The sequence below is a fragment of the Aequorivita antarctica genome (assembly GCF_007997155.1).
Lineage (GTDB): Bacteria > Bacteroidota > Bacteroidia > Flavobacteriales > Flavobacteriaceae > Aequorivita > Aequorivita antarctica.
In genome coordinates, this window is the sequence record NZ_VORT01000002.1 from 1 (window position 1) to 17,316 (window position 17,316).

Annotated in this window: 15 protein-coding genes; 12 read left to right on the forward strand and 3 right to left on the reverse strand. The window is 37.2% G+C overall.

The window, feature by feature from the left end; translation table 11 throughout:
- Positions 1-167: 167 nt before the first annotated feature.
- Positions 168-923 carry a LytR/AlgR family response regulator transcription factor gene (locus ESU54_RS02580; RefSeq protein ID WP_111845578.1) on the forward strand — a complete coding sequence of 252 codons (756 nt, stop codon included), beginning with the start codon at positions 168-170 and terminating at the stop codon, positions 921-923.
- Between the two features lie 2 nt (positions 924-925).
- Here ESU54_RS02580 and ESU54_RS02585 read toward each other — a convergent pair whose 3' ends face one another.
- Positions 926-2,149 (reverse strand): LETM1-related biofilm-associated protein, encoded by a 1,224-nt coding sequence (locus tag ESU54_RS02585; RefSeq protein ID WP_111845577.1) that lies wholly within the window; start codon positions 2,147-2,149, stop codon positions 926-928.
- Between the two features lie 146 nt (positions 2,150-2,295).
- On the opposite strand from ESU54_RS02585, the gene ESU54_RS02590 reads away from it, so the two are divergent.
- From ESU54_RS02590 to ESU54_RS02600, 3 genes are all read left to right on the forward strand, one after another.
- Positions 2,296-2,991 (forward strand): DUF4331 family protein, encoded by a 696-nt coding sequence (locus tag ESU54_RS02590; RefSeq protein WP_111845576.1) that lies wholly within the window; start codon positions 2,296-2,298, stop codon positions 2,989-2,991.
- A gap of 30 nt (positions 2,992-3,021) precedes the next feature.
- Positions 3,022-3,648: a DUF4331 family protein gene (locus ESU54_RS02595; RefSeq protein ID WP_111845575.1), complete on the forward strand. Its 627-nt coding sequence runs from the start codon at positions 3,022-3,024 to the stop codon at positions 3,646-3,648.
- A gap of 99 nt (positions 3,649-3,747) precedes the next feature.
- Positions 3,748-5,025 (forward strand): tetratricopeptide repeat protein, encoded by a 1,278-nt coding sequence (locus ESU54_RS02600; RefSeq protein WP_111845574.1) that lies wholly within the window; start codon positions 3,748-3,750, stop codon positions 5,023-5,025.
- Positions 5,026-5,297: 272 nt separating this feature from the next.
- Here ESU54_RS02600 and ESU54_RS02605 read toward each other — a convergent pair whose 3' ends face one another.
- The gene (locus tag ESU54_RS02605; RefSeq protein ID WP_111845573.1) at positions 5,298-6,092 is read right to left on the reverse strand and encodes an anti-sigma factor; all 795 of its coding nucleotides are present in this window, start codon (positions 6,090-6,092) and stop codon (positions 5,298-5,300) included.
- A 6-nt stretch (positions 6,093-6,098) separates the two neighbouring features.
- A complete protein-coding gene (locus tag ESU54_RS02610) occupies positions 6,099-6,632 on the reverse strand; it encodes an RNA polymerase sigma factor (RefSeq protein WP_111845580.1) in 534 nt (177 codons plus the stop codon).
- Between the two features lie 211 nt (positions 6,633-6,843).
- Here ESU54_RS02610 and ESU54_RS02615 point away from each other — a divergent pair, with 211 nt between their 5' ends.
- The 8 genes from ESU54_RS02615 (at position 6,844) to gap (ending at position 17,316) form a co-directional block, all read left to right on the forward strand.
- On the forward strand, positions 6,844-10,293 hold the full coding sequence (locus ESU54_RS02615; RefSeq protein ID WP_111845572.1) for a M36 family metallopeptidase: 3,450 nt from the start codon (positions 6,844-6,846) through the stop codon (positions 10,291-10,293).
- 88 nt (positions 10,294-10,381) lie between these two features.
- Positions 10,382-10,924, forward strand: coding sequence for an NADPH-dependent FMN reductase (locus tag ESU54_RS02620; protein WP_111845571.1), 543 nt, complete (start codon positions 10,382-10,384; stop codon positions 10,922-10,924).
- Positions 10,924-12,225, forward strand: coding sequence for an aminodeoxychorismate synthase component I (pabB, locus tag ESU54_RS02625; RefSeq protein WP_111845570.1), 1,302 nt, complete (start codon positions 10,924-10,926; stop codon positions 12,223-12,225). The genes ESU54_RS02620 and pabB overlap by 1 nt, the downstream gene beginning before the upstream one ends.
- 131 nt (positions 12,226-12,356) lie before the next feature.
- On the forward strand, positions 12,357-13,043 hold the full coding sequence (locus ESU54_RS02630; RefSeq protein ID WP_111845569.1) for a fumarate hydratase: 687 nt from the start codon (positions 12,357-12,359) through the stop codon (positions 13,041-13,043).
- A gap of 5 nt (positions 13,044-13,048) precedes the next feature.
- Entirely contained in the window at positions 13,049-13,753 is a 705-nt protein-coding gene (locus tag ESU54_RS02635) for a DUF3307 domain-containing protein (RefSeq protein WP_111845568.1), read from the forward strand.
- 13 nt (positions 13,754-13,766) lie between these two features.
- On the forward strand, positions 13,767-15,071 hold the full coding sequence (gene tilS, locus ESU54_RS02640; RefSeq protein WP_111845567.1) for a tRNA lysidine(34) synthetase TilS: 1,305 nt from the start codon (positions 13,767-13,769) through the stop codon (positions 15,069-15,071).
- Positions 15,072-15,311: 240 nt separating this feature from the next.
- Positions 15,312-16,295 carry a 6-phosphofructokinase gene (gene pfkA, locus ESU54_RS02645; RefSeq protein ID WP_111845566.1) on the forward strand — a complete coding sequence of 328 codons (984 nt, stop codon included), beginning with the start codon at positions 15,312-15,314 and terminating at the stop codon, positions 16,293-16,295.
- Positions 16,296-16,317: 22 nt separating this feature from the next.
- Positions 16,318-17,316, forward strand: coding sequence for a type I glyceraldehyde-3-phosphate dehydrogenase (gene gap, locus ESU54_RS02650; RefSeq protein ID WP_111845565.1), 999 nt, complete (start codon positions 16,318-16,320; stop codon positions 17,314-17,316).

The window sequence follows — 17,316 nt, forward strand, 5'->3', positions numbered from 1 at the left end:
TTCATTAAATAAAATGAAACCAACAGAATTTGAAACTTATGTTGATAGCTTAACCAATAAGCATAAACCAAAATATAAGATAAACTATTAACCAGAAAAAAGGCAACCTTAATCAGGCAAGCTCAAACCATCAACCATCAACCATCAACCAACCAACCAACCAACTAATGAATGTACTAATCATTGAAGACGAAAAACCTTCCGCTCGCTATCTTCAGCGTATGCTTGAGAAACAGGATGTGAAAGTGAACCAAATGTTGCACAGTGTGGAAGAAGCTGTGAATTGGTTCCAAAACAATCCACATCCAGATCTTATTTTTCTTGACATCCAGTTGAGCGATGGCCTTTCTTTTGAGATTTTTGATATTGTTGAAGTGAATAGCGCCATCATTTTCACCACCGCTTTTGATGAATATGCGCTTCAAGCCTTCAAATTGAACAGTATAGATTATTTACTGAAACCGATTGACGAAGATGAATTACAGGCTGCTGTTAAAAAATACAAATTCCTAAAACCTGCAACCCAAAATGTACAGTTCAATTTTGAAGATATCAAAAAACTGCTCGTTAATCCTATGGAACGCGACTACAAAAAACGTTTTACCACAAAAATTGGGCAGCATATAAAAATGATATCTGTAGATGAAATTGAGTGTTTCTATTCTGAAAATAAAGGTACATACGCACATACAGTGGACGGACGTGATTATCTTTTGGAAACTACGCTAGAACAGTTGGAACAGGAACTTTCACCCGAAACGTTTTTCCGTATTAGCCGGAAATTCTATATAAACATAAATTCAATAAAAGATATAATTTCTTATACCAATTCTCGACTTCAACTAAAATTGAACAGTTACAAAGTTCAAGAAGTAATTGTTGCTCGTGAGCGTGTGAAGGATTTTAAACTCTGGCTGGAATAACTTTATTTTTTCTTTTTGTCAACTTCAATTCTATTTTCCTGAAATGAAGATGGTAAAAGCTTCGGGATAAATTTCACTAAAAGGGGTAAAAGTACTGTTCCGCCTGGAAGCAAGAATATGGTGAGTGACGGAATGGTTTTGCAAACATCTAGCAATTGTTCTTTCACTTTTGTTTTTTCCTCAGCAGACAGATCGCGCACAGTGGAGTGGCCCAAAAGGACCACCAACTCACCGCTTTCCTCTAGCTCGCGTGCTAAGCGGTCTTTATTCCTTATAATCAAAAGCTTAACCGTTGCGGCAGATTGCTTGTAAAACTGCTTCACAGGATTTGAATATTCAAAAAGAAGGATTTTTTCGGTATATCTTTCTGAAAACATAGCCAAGTCAGAAAGACTTTTCCGCAGTTCCTCTTCAGAAAGATTTAGCGTTACCAATAATTGTTGCAAAAACTGCTGTTCGGAAGGGTCAAGTTTTAAATCTTCCCAAACTGTGAGGTAACATAGGTCCAGTATATATTTTTTTTCCAAGGAATCCTCATCATTGTCTAAATAATTGAGACTATCTAAAAAAGTTGCAGAACCACCTTCGCTTTCATCAATTATATATCCCGATGAGGTTTCAAAAAGTTCAATCAACAACTTGTCGTATTTTGATTTTTTCTTTTTGGACTTTAAAGTGTAAAAACAAGCAGTCAGCACAATGGTTTCTTGCTGTCTGTAGTATTTTTTAGCTGAATTTGGATCTTTTTGCCAATACTTATAGGACAGTATATCCAGATAGAGCAGGGCATGGGTAAGCAGGGAAATTGTGTTTTTCTTTAAAAGTGAATTGGCCGACTGCAAGCGAGCAGACAATATATGCTCTAATGAGTTTGAAGGGCTATGCGAAAGTGAAAATTTTTGAAAGAAGCCCGTTTTTCCCTTTTCAAGTTGATTGTAAAACAGCAAAATATTACTGATGGCTTCCTCATAAGAGCTATTTTTGTTTGTTTGAAAAAACTGAAATAGCAATGCATGAAATAGATTTATTTTAGTAATCTCTTCTTTGGTAAGTTTCAAATTGCCAAGAGATTTTTTGGGCAGGGCGGAAACAGAGACTCCATAAATGAAACCGGTTTGTTTTAAGGCTTCATAAAACTGGTGGTTGTTTTTAAAGGCATCTATAAGTTCTTCTTTTTCAAAAAGATTCAGAAATTTTAAAATCCAATCGGATGCAGAAGGGTTCATTGAATTATTTATGGTTATTTTAGGGCTCTTAAACCACAGTTTTCCTTGTTAACAAAAGATTAACGCTTTTATAAAAACCATGAACTTACAATTAAACGTAAGTATAGCGAACAAGTAAAAATAATTAATTAAAACCAACAAAAAAGATGAAAAAATCAAAAATTTTTGCAATAATCGGTGGACTCGGTATAGCCACACTATCGATATTTTTAATATCGGCAGATCACATTGATGCACCGTCTGTTACAGGTACAAAAGCAGATATTACAGACTTTTATGCCTTTCAGGGATCGAACAGCAGTAATTTTGTTTTTGCTGCTAACGTACAAGGGCTTTTACCTCCAGGGACACCTACAGACCAAGCAACGTTTGACGAAACCATATTGATTGAGTTCAATATAGATTACAACAATGATCTTAAAGAAGACTTAGTGATCCAAGCCATAAAGCGTGGTGACTCTATGTATTTCTTTGGTCCTTCGGCTCCAGCTTTTAGCGGTTCGGAAGGTATTAAAAGTATTATTGCTACTTCAGCGCCTAACAGTGTAAAGATTTCTACTAGAGACGATGTTCAAATAGCAGATAAAAACGGAATGAAGTTTTTTGCGGGGCCTCGGGAAGATCCTTTCTTCTTTGACTTTAATAAGTATAACGAAGTTCTTGCAGGAACAGCTACAGGTTTTGATAATCCAGGTGACGATACTTTTGCAGGTAAAAATGTTTTAAGTATAGTAGTTGAATTTCCAAAATCCATGCTTCCCAATGGAACTGCAGGCGTAAATCCGTTTGCCTCCAGCACTCCTATGTATAATGTTTGGGTGGAAACCAAAAGAAAACAATAAGAATTGCTAACCTTAAAAAATTATAAAAAGATGAAAACATTTAAATATATAACCCTTTTTGCCGCAATAACAACATCACTATTGTTTGTGCAATGTAAAGATGAAGACGATAACGTAATTATTAATGCTACCTGCTCAGATGGAATATTGAATGGGAACGAAACGGGCATTGACTGTGGAGGAACGGCTTGTTTGCCTTGTGGCGAAGTACTGGATTTCAGTGGAACCTATATACAGGAAGATCAAATGGGTCGTCCAGGTATCAATACCGTATTTGGATCTACTGGTTTTAAGGATGCCTTTAACGTAACTGTGCCTTCTGAAATGCAGGCGGCATTCCAAAGCAAGTTCCAGACGAACCTTCTTACATTGAATGCAGGTTATACAACAAATGCTTTAGGCTTAAATGCAGAAGTATTTACAACAGTACTTTCAAACGATGTATTGTGGTTGGCACAAACTGGAATAACCACCTATTTCAACGGAACCGAAATATTGACAGGAAGAGCATTGAGTGATGACGTAATAGATGTATCGTTATTGTTGATTTTTGGTGGTCCTGATGGAACCGAAAATCCTACTTTGACAAGCGATGGAGTACCAGCTAATGATGTTGCTTTCTCCAGCACTTTCCCTTATATGGTTGGACCATTTTAATTAGGTTGATTTTAATTCAAAAAAGAGAACGTTTTGTTCTCTTTTTTGGTTTAAAACGTATTTTAAAAAAAGCGCAACCAAAAAAAATATTTTAAAAAGATGAAAAAGATAATAACATTACTACTTGTCGCAGTTCTTTTTGGATGTCAAGAAAAGCCCAAAAATATTACTGACAGTAAAGATTACGACCCCTATTTGATTACGAACAATACTCCTTCCAAAGATCTCATTCAGGAAGAGTTTGAGTATTGGCAGAAAGAATTCGATAACGATTCTACACATTTGATGGAAATGAGCCGTTTGTCAGGCATTCACGCAGCAATGTTTGCAAGCTCAGGAGATATTACCGAATTGAAAACTTCGGAAAAACTCATTAAGAAATCGCACGATGTTTCGGCTAGAAACAAAGATTCCTATTTGCGAAGTTTAGCGCATAATTACGTCTCGCAACATCGTTTTAAAGAAGCACAGGTTTTGCTGGATAGCGCATATACTTATCCCGATAATCATAAAGATACCGAAATGATGCTTTTTGATGTTGCAATGGAAATGGGTGAATACAGCCGTGCAGATACTTTATTGGGAAAAATTAAAGACCCAAAAGATTTCAATTATTTAATTCGTTTGGCGAAATGGAGCGATCACAATGGCAATCTTGATGCAGCTATAAAATATATGGAACAGGCTAAACAAATAGCTGAAGAGCGCGACAATAAAGGGTTAAAGGTTTGGGTATATAGCAACATTGGCGATTTTTATGGCCATGCCGGAAGACTTCAGGATTCATACAATAGCTATTTGAAAACCTTGGCAATTGAGCCAGACAATCATTATGTGAAAAAACAACTTGCGTGGATGGTTTATTCTTCTGAAAGAAACACCAAAGAAGCAAATCGCATTTTGGATTCCGTAATGGTAAACCACAAAGCGCCTGATTATTACCTTTTAAAAGGGCAAATAGCAGCATATGAAGGCAATACTTCCGAAGCGAACAAAGAATACGATATGTTCATAAAGGCGACGGAAAACCCTGATTATGGAGGAATGTACAATGCTTATCTCATAGATCTTTACGCAGATCTTGAGCCGCAAAAAGCACTGAAATTAGCAGCAAAAGAAATTACAAACCGCGCTACACCGGAAACATATCAGTTATTAGCGTATTCACAATTAAAAGCTGGCGACAAAGAAGCTGCACTGAAAACAATTGAGGAATATGTAGAAGGCAAAACTTCGGAGCCGAAAGCACTCTTTCACTCCGCTTTGATTTATAAAGCAAATGGGATGAAGGATAAAGTGGCTTCTTTAAAAGAAGAATTGATGGGTGCTGCTTATGAATTGGGACCGGTAAAATCTAAAGAAATAGAAAGATTATAATAAATTGAAAACCAACCTTACACTTTTTACGTAAATAGAGTTGAGGTTGGTTATCTATCAAGAAGTTGATAGATTTTACAAAACCGGTTTTCCGGTTTTACAGAGTTTTTTGTTAGTTGAAGCGTCCGCCATTATTGGCGGGCGCTTTTTTATGGACTCCTTTTTACCACGACTGCATGAATTTTCTGATAAATTCATGCAGTCGTGTCTGTCCTTATAAAAAAAACCTGAACGAGTCTGTCCAGGTTTTTAATTCAAGTTATTATTTCTTCTTAAATGGTTATCATTCCCAAGGTATATAATTGGGAGAGGGTAGGTGTTTCGCTTCCGCCTTCAGGCTCTAAGGTTATTCCAAAAGCCTCAGGAGTTGGGAAGTTTACAAACTTATAGATTCCTTCGCCAGCTTTATTTTGGGAAGCGATCAAACCAACGCTGGTTGGAGTAAGCGGTTCCATTTTGAGGGACCACACTTGGTAAACCTTTCCGCGGGGGGGAGTAGGTAAACCTTTAACATCTATATAAGCCACATTTTCCTTTTTGTTCAAATATACCTTGGCAAAAGCTTCGGGCGCAACTGCTTGATTTCCCGGAAGCGTATATGCTTGGTAATCTTTAGATCTTAAAACCTCAAGAATTTCGTTGTTTTCAGCAAGTTGATTTTCAAAAGTTGAATTTTCTTCCTTTAAAACCGTGTTTTCGATTGTAGTTACTTGTATTGAATTGTTTAAATCATTAGTTTGCTTCAACATCCACAAAATTCCGCCCATAAACAAGATGGCAGCAGCCCAGCCTGTGATTGTTGGCCAATTAAGGGTTCTTACTTTATTGTCTCCTAAATCTTTTACATTTCTAATTGAGTTTAAAATATAGGTCCAAGACATTGCCTGTACTGGTGGTGCTACTGTTTCGGCTAGGTGCAAGAGAGACTCTTCAATAAGTTCAATTTCACGCTTCACTTCGGGATGCGCGGCAATTGCTACTTCCACTTCAATAGCTTCCTCTGGTGACAATGCGCCACATACGTAAAGCTCTAAATTTCCTGATGCTATGATTTCTTCTGGGGTCATAATATTTTATCCTAAAACCATTACCCGCAATTCATTGATGCAGGTTCTGTTTCTTGTTTTTATTGTTCCTAACGGTATATCCAGTGTTTTTGAAGCCTCTGCCTGTGTGAACCCTTTAAAATATAAAAGATCAATTATCTTAATACACGCAGGTTTAAGGGCATTCACAAACTTTTTTAATCCAATGGCGTTTGTCGCTATGTTTAAACTATCTGAGGATGATAATATATCTACGAAGTTAGTGGTACTTAGGTTTTTTCTGGAATTTTTAAATGCTTTGGAACGGGTTTCGTCTATAGCCGTATTTCGTGCAATATTTAAAAGCCACGTAAAGAAACGACCTTTATTGACAGAATATGAAGAAGCATTATTCCAGACTTTTATGAAAACATCCTGCAACAATTCTTCTGCAGTATTTTCGTCCAAAACAATACTATAAATGATACCATAGGTGGCTTCGCTATACATTGTATACAAACGTGAAAAAGCTTTTTCGCTTCCGTTTTGCATCTCTATAATGAGATCGTTGGGTTGTTCCATAGAACTTTTTTTTGAGAGTAAAAGTAATGAAATTATTACTTTGGAACTTAAAGAGTTTTTGATTGTTCTGTAAAATAGGTAGTATTTTAAATATAGATATGTTAAATTTCCTTTGTATTTTAAGATAAAGTTGTGAAAAAAATATTTTTTAATAGCTTTACAAAAACTTAACCTGCTAAAAACTAATATTAATCCAAACAAATCAAAAAAAATGAAAAAAGTTACCCGGAGTTTCTTCCTGGCAATTATGTTGGTGTTTTCGGGCACTATGATTGCACAAAACTTTTCAGGAGTGATCAACAAACAGTTGAATCATTTTCTAGAGCAAAATGAATTATTGCCACAAGATGTTCAGTGGCAAATAACAAGTGAATCTGTTAGTAAGACAAGTGGTATTCAGCACTTATATTTCAGACAATTATTAAACGGAATCGAAATTTATGGAACCGAATCAGGCATCCATACTTTAGCGAACGGAGAAGTAATTTCAAAAGACAACAAATTTATAAAAAGTACTGCAGAAAAATTGTCAGGATCCAACCAACCTGGACTTACTGCTGCACAAGCAGTACAAGCTGCAGCTATGCAACTGGGATATTCTATCAACGGTTCCCTGTCTGTACTGGAAGGTTCTAGAGGAATTGCCAAGGAAACATTGCTTAGTGATGGCGGAATTTCTTTAAGCCCGATACCTGCAAAATTGATGTATGCTCTTTCAGAAACTGACCAATTGGTTTTATGCTGGGATATTTCAATTCAGGAAAAAAGCCAACAAGACTGGTGGAGCCTAAGAGTTAATGCAACTACAGGCGAGATTGTAAATAAAGCGAACTGGATGGTTAGTTGTGCAATTCATCACGATCATAGTAATGACGTGAAAGAGATGAACTTCAACACCAATTTATATGATATTCCAAATTATGCTGAAGTTGTGGCTAACCAACCTGCGGCCTGTACAGAATGTTATGAAGTTATAGCATTACCACTTGAAAGCCCATATTACGGAGCGCGAACCATTGAGGTTCAACCTGCAGATGCAACTGCCTCACCGTTTGGATGGCATGATACCAATGGTGCTGCTGGTGCTGAATTTACTACAACACGTGGAAACAACGTAAACGCATACGAAGATGGGAACAACTCGGGCTATCAACCAGATGCAGGATCAAATTTGGAATTTACAGGCTATCCTTTTAGTCAAATTTATACTAATGGAAACCAATATGAGGACGCTGCAATAACCAACCTATTCTATATGAACAATGTTTTTCATGACATTATGTATCAATATGGTTTTGATGAGGTGAGTGGTAACTTTCAAGAAAATAACTATGGAAACGGTGGCGCCGGAAGTGATTCTGTAAATGCAGAAGCACAAGATGGTTCAGGTAGTTGTAACGCTAACTTTGGAACTCCTCCAGATGGTAGTAACCCAACAATGCAAATGTACATTTGCAATGATAAAGATGGTGATTTTGACAACTTGGTAATTCTTCACGAATATGGTCATGGAATTTCAAACCGTTTAACAGGAGGTCCTAATGCATCTAATTGTTTGCAAAACCAAGAGCAGATGGGAGAAGGATGGAGTGACTTTTTCGGAGTAATATTGACTATTGAGCCTGGTGATGTAGGCACAGATTCTCGTGCCGTAGGAACCTACCTTTTTGGCCAAGGCCAAGGAGGTGGTGGTATTCGTGATTACCCATACAGTACAGATATGGGCGTGAATCCACAGACGTATGATTTTATTAAAACAGCAGCCGTTCCTCACGGAGTAGGCTCTGTTTGGGCACAAATGCTATGGGAAGTAACCTGGGCATTAATTGATGAGCACGGAGTTGATCCAAACCCATACAATTTTACAGGTAATGTTAACCAAGATGCTGGAAACATTCAAGCATTGGCATTGGTTACCGAGGGTATGAAATTGCAACCTTGTAGTCCTGGTTTTGTAGATGGTCGTGATGCAATTTTAGCCGCAGACCAAGCTCTTTATGGTGGTGCGAACGAATGTTTACTTTGGGACGCATTTGCAAAAAGAGGTTTAGGTTACAGTGCAAGTCAAGGATCTTCTGGAAGCAGAAGTGACGGAACTCAAGCATTTGACACTCCTTCACAAACAGCTACTTTATCTGTTTTGGAAGAAGTTTGTGCTACTTCTGATGTACTGACTGGTTTAACGGGAGGAACTCCTAGTGGTGGTACTTATAGTGGGCCTGGAGTTACTGATGATGGAAATGGATCTACATTCACATTTGATCCAGCAGCAGCAGGTGTAGGTGTTCACACTATTACTTATGATGTTCAAGCTGGCCCTTGCTCTATAGCATCATCCGCCACAGATACTATAGAAGTATTATCAGTACCTGCTGGACCAACTACTACAGGAGTAACAGATTTCTGTGTTGGTGATCCCGTAACCGTAACAGCTACGCTAAACGACCCTAACAACGTAATCAGATGGTTTGATGCCCCAACAGGAGGTAACTTCCTTTTTGAAGGTACATCATATACGTTTACACCAACAGGGACTATAGATGTATATGCACAGGAAAGTGCTCCTGGACCATTGTCAAAATTGGTTATTTCAGAGATCAGTTTGGAATCCCCTGATAGATTTGAAATTCAAAATGTAGGTGTAGCTACTGATTATACCGGCTATAAAGTTGCAGTTAGTGATACTCCATATGCTGATATTAATACTGTAAATACAATAGTGAAAACCCTTGGAAATATGGGTGCAAACACTGTTGTTGATTGGAATGACGATTCGGGTGCAGGATATTGGGGTAATAATTTATTCTGGGACAATTCTGGAACAGGATGGATATTGATTTTAGATCCAAGTGGAGATGTAGTTGATTCCGTATTCTGGAATTTTAGTGCTGGTGAAATCGCTGGTTTTAACGTTACAGTCTCAGGTTTTAATGTTACCGCCGCTGATCTTGATTGGAATGGTACAGGTGCTTCTCTGGTTTCAGAATGCGGTTCTGATTCTTTCAGGAGAACTGGTGATACAGATTCTGCAGCAGACTGGTCTGGAACTTGTGAAACCTCAGATTTTGGCACACCAAACAGCGATATTAATTTAGGAGCTTCAGGTTGCGCAGGCGAACGTACGCTTACCGAAGTTATCGCTGAAACAGTAGACCCTGTGATTACTTGTCCTGCCGATGTTACCGTTTCGGTACCTTCTGGTCAGCAATATACATTGCCAGATTACACAGGTGATGCATCTGCAACAGACAACTGTAACCCAGACCCAGTTATAACACAAGTCCCTGTCGCAGGAACTATGGTTGGTGTGGGTGTTACAACCATGACAATGACTGCAACCGATGCTGCAGGTAATGACGATACGTGTACTTTCACAGTTACTGTGGATGAATTAATAGGAATTGGCGAAAATGAATTTGCCAACAACTTGTTGCTTTATCCAAACCCAACTACTGGTGAACTCACACTGAAAAATAATACAACAGCACAATTGAGCAACCTAGTCATTACGGATGTGAAAGGTAGAATTATTAAAAATATAGACCTTTCCGAAGCTGGTTTAGAAACCAATTTCTCATTGGATGACCTTGCAACAGGAATGTATTTTGTGAAAATAAATGCTGAAAACACAAGTGTTGTAAAACGCATTGTGAAGCTATAGTAAATTAAATATTCAATTTTTTTAGAAACCCACGTCATTTTTTTTGACGTGGGTTTTTTTAAACACTCCATTTCAATAACTTTGACAGATGAAAAAAATTCTATTCCTCGCTGGGAGCAACAGCAGTAAATCCATCAATTATAAACTTATTGTTTTTACGGCTTCTCAATTTGCAGAACAGACAGTTCAAATTATTAAACTAACAGACTTCGATCTCCCCATGTTTGGTGAAGATATTGAACGCGAAAAAGGTTATTCCGTAGATTTGAAAATGCTTTACAACAAAATAAAAGATGCCGAAGCGCTCGTTATTTCAGTAAACGAACACAATGGAACGGTTTCAGCATATTTCAAAAACACAATTGATTGGCTTTCAAGGCTAGATCGAAACTTTTTGGAAGATAAAAAAGTATTGTTGATGAGCACTTCCAATGGAAAACGCGGCGCTGCATCGGCTTTAGAATATACAAAAAATGTGCTTCCAAGATTTGGAGCTACCGTTGTTGAAAGCTTTAGTTTCCCTTCCTTTTCAGAGAATTTTTCTGAAGAAACCCAGTCAATTTCAAATGAAATTCTGTTATTGGGATTTACCGATGTACTCCAAAATTTTATGCATCAAATTGAGCAATAATGCGAGCTGTAAAGAAATATCCTTTTTCTTTAACTGAAGATTCTAAAAATTGCTTGCTCCAATGGGCGCAGCAGTTTGAAGAAGTTGTTTGGCTGGACAGCAATAACTATTCGCAAAACCATGAAACCTATCAAGCAATTCTTGCGGTTGATGCCTTTACGGCCTTAAAAACCGATTCCCAAAATGCTTTTAATAAGCTGAAGGAATATCAAGCCATTACGGCTGACTGGATTTTTGGATATCTTTCCTACGATCTTAAAAACGATATGGAAAAACTTCATTCCAACAATTTTGATAGTCTAGATTTTCCCGATTTGTATTTTTTCGAACCAAAAAAAATGTTTCTTTTTTCTGAAAATAGTGTTGAAGTGCTTTATTTGAATATGGTTGCCGATGAAATGGAAGCGGATTTCAATGCTATTTCTGAAATTATCCAACAACCCGAGGAATCCGAAATCTCAACGACTATAAAAATAAGCATCCGAACTTCCAAAGACAGTTATCTTCAGAAAGTGGGAGAGGTGCTTGAACATATTAAACGTGGAGATATATATGAAGTGAACATCTGTCAGGAATTTTATTCCGAAGATGTTGAAATCAATCCGTTGGAAACATTTCTTCACCTTAATAAAATTTCAAAGCCACCCTTTTCAGTTTTTCTGAAGCTGAACAATTTTTTTGCGCTTTCAGCTTCACCAGAGCGCTATATAAAAAGAACTGGAACCTCTGTTATATCCCAACCCATAAAAGGAACGGCAAAGCGTTTAAAAGATAAAGAGGAAGATATAAAAATGGCTCAGCAATTGGCCAAAGATCCCAAAGAGCGCAGCGAAAATATAATGATTACAGATTTGGTGCGAAATGACCTTTCTCGAATTGCCGAAAAAGGCAGTGTTTCTGTGGAAGAACTTTGCACCATTTATACTTTTGAACAAGTGCACCAAATGATTTCCACGGTTACTTGTAGCGTTGCGCAAAATACTTCCAGCGTTGAAATTTTAAGAAATACCTTTCCAATGGGCAGTATGACAGGTGCGCCAAAAATTTCTGCAATGCAAATTATTGAAGAAATAGAAGATGCCAAACGCGGACTTTACAGCGGTGCTATTGGTTATTTTTCACCTTCGGGAGATTTTGATTTCAATGTTGTTATAAGAAGCATTCTCTATAATTCTTCAAAAAAATACGTTAGTTTTTCTGTAGGTAGTGCCATTACCATTAATTCTATTCCCGAAATGGAATACGAGGAATGTTTGCTCAAAGCAAAAGCAATGCGGGAAGTATTGAATTCTGCTTTATGATGTTCGGAATTCATAAATAATTTTATTAGTCTTTACGCTTATAAACCGTACTTATTAGTCTTTACGCTTATAAATACACTTTATTAGTTTAAAAGCTAATAAATTTATATATTTGAATAAAATTATTAGGAATGAATTATTCAGTTATATCTGGAGATATTGTTTCATCAACAAGTTTAAGCGTTAAAGACAGCAAGTTTGTTGAAGACAACTTAAAAAATATGCTCATTGATCTAAGGCGAGAATTCAATGTCTATGGGCGCATCATAAAAGGTGATTATCTGGAATGTGTAGTCCCAAACGCCGCTGAAGGTCTGCAAGTAGCTTTGGCCATTAAAAGTTTTGTGAAAGCAATTCCCGTAGAAACCAAAAAATATAAAAAGGAAGACAACCGTGTAAAACAATTTAAAATACACGGAATAAGACTCGCAATAGGCTATGGCGAATTAAGCCGTTACAACCCCGAAGAAGGAGTGATTGACGGCGAAGCAATCTATTTATCGGGTCGTGAAATTAGCGGTGAAACCACATACAATAAGGAACGTATTGTTATAAAGAACACCTTGTTTTTTGCTTCAAAAAACGAAGATTTAAATAAAAATTTCCAACCTTTACTGGCTTTGCTGGACGTTTTGTTCAGTAAAGCAACATCAAGGCAATGCGAAGTTTTATATTTAAAACTAATGAACAAACAAGAGGAAGAAATAGCAAAACGCCTTGGTATAGGGCAATCTGCCGTCAATCAACATTCCACAAGCGTAGGCTGGAACGCTATTGATGAAGCTGTAAACTATTTTAAAATGGTGATTTCAAAGTAGAAGCTATGGGATTAAAAGAATTATTACTGCTCCAATTTATTGCGCATCTGTGTTTGGATTACTTTTTTCAGACCGGCAAATTGGCAAAGCAAAAAAATACAATCGGTTTTAAGAGTCTTTTTTTGTATTGGCACGCGCTGACGTGTTTTGCACTATCTTGGCTTTTCTCTTTGCAGTTTGGCTTCGCCTTAGCCGCGGCAATTATCGCCATAACTCATTTCCTGACGGACGGGTTTAAACGCCACCTCATCAGTAGTAAACATTTTGGGCGCTATGCATTTTTTATAGACCAAGCCATGCATTTGGCTATTATTGCGATAGTTGTAATGCTGTATTCTCAATGGCATGGAATACATCCTTCATTTGATATTGCCATCAATTTTAAATATTTACTGATGATAACTGGATATTTGGTGTGCCTAAAACCGGCCAATATATTTATAAGAGAAATTTTTAAAGTCACAGAAATACAGGTTAGCAGCGACAATGAAATGCCAAACGCTGGAAAGGTTATCGGTGTTTTAGAACGTATTTTAACAGTCACATTTATAATAGTTTCACAATATTCGGCGGTAGGCTTTTTAATTGCGGCCAAATCCATTCTGCGCTATGGCAATAATGAAACTTTAAAAACAGAATACGTGCTTATTGGCACTATGCTTAGCTTCGGAATTGCTGTTATCGCTGGAATTATTATTAATCTCTTTTAAAATAATCATATAATTGCTCGTTCGCTTCAAACAAAATATTGAAACTAATTTTTCTTTTTTAATAGGAAAAAAACTGCTTGTTGCTTGCAGCGGAGGGTTGGACAGTGTGGTCTTGACACATTTAATAAACCAAATAGATTGCGAGATTGCTTTGGCACACTGCAATTTTTCGCTCCGCGGAAAAGAAAGCGATGGTGATGAAATGTTTGTTATTGGCTTGGCAAAAAGCATAGAAATACCAGTATTTGCCGAAACCTTTGACACGAAAAAGTATGCCGAAGAACACAAAATTTCCACCCAAATGGCGGCGCGCGACCTTCGCTATAATTGGTTTTCCGAAATTTTAAAAGATTTTAAATACGAATATTTATTGACAGCCCACCATTTAGACGACGATTTGGAAACTTTTTTCATCAATCTCTCACGAGGAACAGGCTTAAACGGACTTATTGGAATACCGAAAAAAAACAATAAAATAGTCCGACCACTTTTAAGTTTTTCGCGTGTCGAAATTTTACAATATGCAGAACAAAACAATTTAAAGTGGCGCGAAGATAGTAGCAATAAAAAAACAGACTACCTTCGAAATAAGTTGCGTTTGGAAGTTTTGCCGCAATTCAAAGAGACTAATGAAGCGCTTTTGAAAAATTTTCAGAAAACACAGCAGAACATGCAAGCTTCACAGAATCTTATAGAAGATTACATGGCTTTAGTTTATAACTTGGTTGTTACAGAAGATACGGATTCCTATAAAATCAATATTCAAAAAATCAAAGAACTGCCGCATACCAGTGCATTACTTTATGAATTGTTGAATGGTTTCGGATTTACCGAATGGGAAGATATTTCGAATTTATTGGATGCGCAAACGGGCAAACAGATTTTGTCTAAGACGCATCGGCTTTTAAAGAATAGAAATGAACTATTACTAACAGCGATTGATTTAGAAATAAGGAATGATGAATTTTTAGTTTCCGAAAAAGGAATCAGTTCACCAATAAACTTAAAGATTGAAACATCAAAATATATAGGCGAAACCGAGAAAAACTTGATTTATGTTGCTTCTGAAAAATTAAAATTTCCTTTAAAACTTAGAAAATGGAGGAGTGGTGATAGTTTTCAACCTTTCGGAATGGAGGGGAAAAAGAAGTTGAGTAAATTTTTCAAAGACGAAAAAATTGCTTTAAATGAAAAGAAAAAAATCTGGCTACTTTTAAATGACGAAAAAATAGTTTGGGTAATTGGACACAGAATGGATGACCGTTTCAAAGTAAATAAAAACACAAAAAGGATTTTGAAGATAACTTTCTGGAATTGAATATATATAAAAAGAATCCCGACCATTGGCCGGGACTCTTTAACAAACCTAACTTAGTAAACTTTAAAGTGCACTAAGAATATTTTCTATCCCCACAAAAAATATTGCTTTGTGCATTATCCACTAATTCTATGGTTCAAATATAAGGCAGGAATTTAATCTACACCATACGTACTTACACGTATATTTTTGTGATTAATATCATTTTGATTTGTAAACAATAATAGTAACTTTCCATTTATGAAAATACCAAAAAAAATTGGGGTTCTAACTAGCGGGGGAGATGCCCCTGGAATGAACGCTGCAATCCGTGCGGTAGTTAGATCTTGCACGTATTATAATCTTGAATGTGTTGGGGTATACCGTGGCTTACAAGGTTTGATAGAAGGAGATTTTGAAGATCTGAATGCACGTTCTGTAAAAAACATAATCAATCGTGGCGGTACTTTTCTTAAATCGGCTAGGTCTAAAGATTTCTTGACTTTTGAAGGGAGAAAAAAGGCTTTCAATAACCTGCAGAATGAAAACATCGATGCCTTAGTTGTTATTGGTGGCGACGGAACATTTGCAGGAGCTTCGGTATTTATAAAAGAATTCAATTTTCCCATTGTTGGCATTCCGGGAACTATTGACAATGATATTAACGGAACCGATTATACCATAGGCTATGACACTGCTTTGAATACTGCTGTTGAAGCGATTGATAAAATTCGAGACACCGCAAATTCACACAATCGTCTTTTTTTGGTGGAAGTAATGGGGCGAGATGCAGGCGATATAGCTTTGAATGCAGGCATTGCCGCAGGCGCAGAGGAAATTTTAATTCCCGAGCAAAACCTGGGCCGCGAACGTTTGCTGGAATCATTAAGCCGAAGTAAAAAATCTGGAAAAACTTCCAGTATCGTTGTAGTTTGCGAAGGCGACCAAATAGGAAAAAATATTTTTGGCCTTGCGGAATATATTGAAGAAAACTTGAAAGAATACGAAGTAAGAGTTACTGTACTCGGCCATATTCAGCGCGGTGGGTCTCCCAGTTGTTATGACCGGGTGCTTGCTAGTCGTTTGGGGGTTGGGGCGGTAGATGCACTTTTGCGAGGCGAAACAAACATAATGATTGGTATTGTTCACAATAGGGTAACCTCGGTACCTTTTTCCGAAGCAATAAAAGGAAGCAATGAAATTGACGAAGAATTGATACGCGTTGCAGATATCATTTCAATATAAAAAAAAACAGAAAAATTCAGGAATGAAAACTAAAATAGGAATCAACGGCTTTGGCCGAATAGGGCGTATAGCATTTAGAATAGCATCCCAAAGAAATGATATTGAAATAGTTGCAGTAAACGATTTACTAGAAGTAGATCATCTCGCATATTTATTGAAATATGATTCCGTTTACGGAAAATATCCTGGTACCATTGAAGTGAAGGAAGGAAATTTAATTGTTAACGGAAAAAAAATAAGGGTTACTGCCGAAAAAAATCCAGAAAATTTAAAATGGGATAAAGTTGACGCAACAATCATAATTGATTGCACTGGAGTTTTCAAGGAAGTTGATTCAGCATCGGCGCACCTAAAGGCTGGTGCCAATAAAGTAATTCTTTCAGCGCCATCCAAAACGGCACCAATGTTTGTTATGGGCGTGAATCATAAAAAAGTAAAGGCAACAGATACAATAATCTCGAACGCCTCCTGCACCACCAACTGTCTTGCACCAATGACAAAAATAATCAACGACGAATACGGTATTGTTGAAGCATTGATGACCACGATTCATTCCGTAACGGCCTCGCAGTCCACGGTGGACCAACCTTCAAGGAAAAACTATCGTATGGGCAGAAGCGCACTGAGCAATATTATTCCAACAACTACTGGCGCCGCAGTTGCTGTTACCAAAGTTCTTCCTGAATTAAAAGGGAAACTAACTGGAATGGCATTCCGTGTACCAACTACAGACGTCTCTGTGGTAGATTTAACTGTTCGCACAGAAAAACCAACGACTTACGAAGAAATAAAAGCGCTTTTCAAAAAAGCTTCTGAAAATGATTACCACGGAATTGTGAATTATACAGAGGATGAAGTAGTTTCGCAAGATTTTGTGTCCGACCCACATATTTGTACTTTTGACGCCAACGCTGGTATTGCACTTAACGATAATTTCTTTAAGTTAGTGGCCTGGTACGATAACGAATACGGCTACTCCGCAAAATTGGTAGATTTGGCCGCTCACGTTGCAACTCTATAA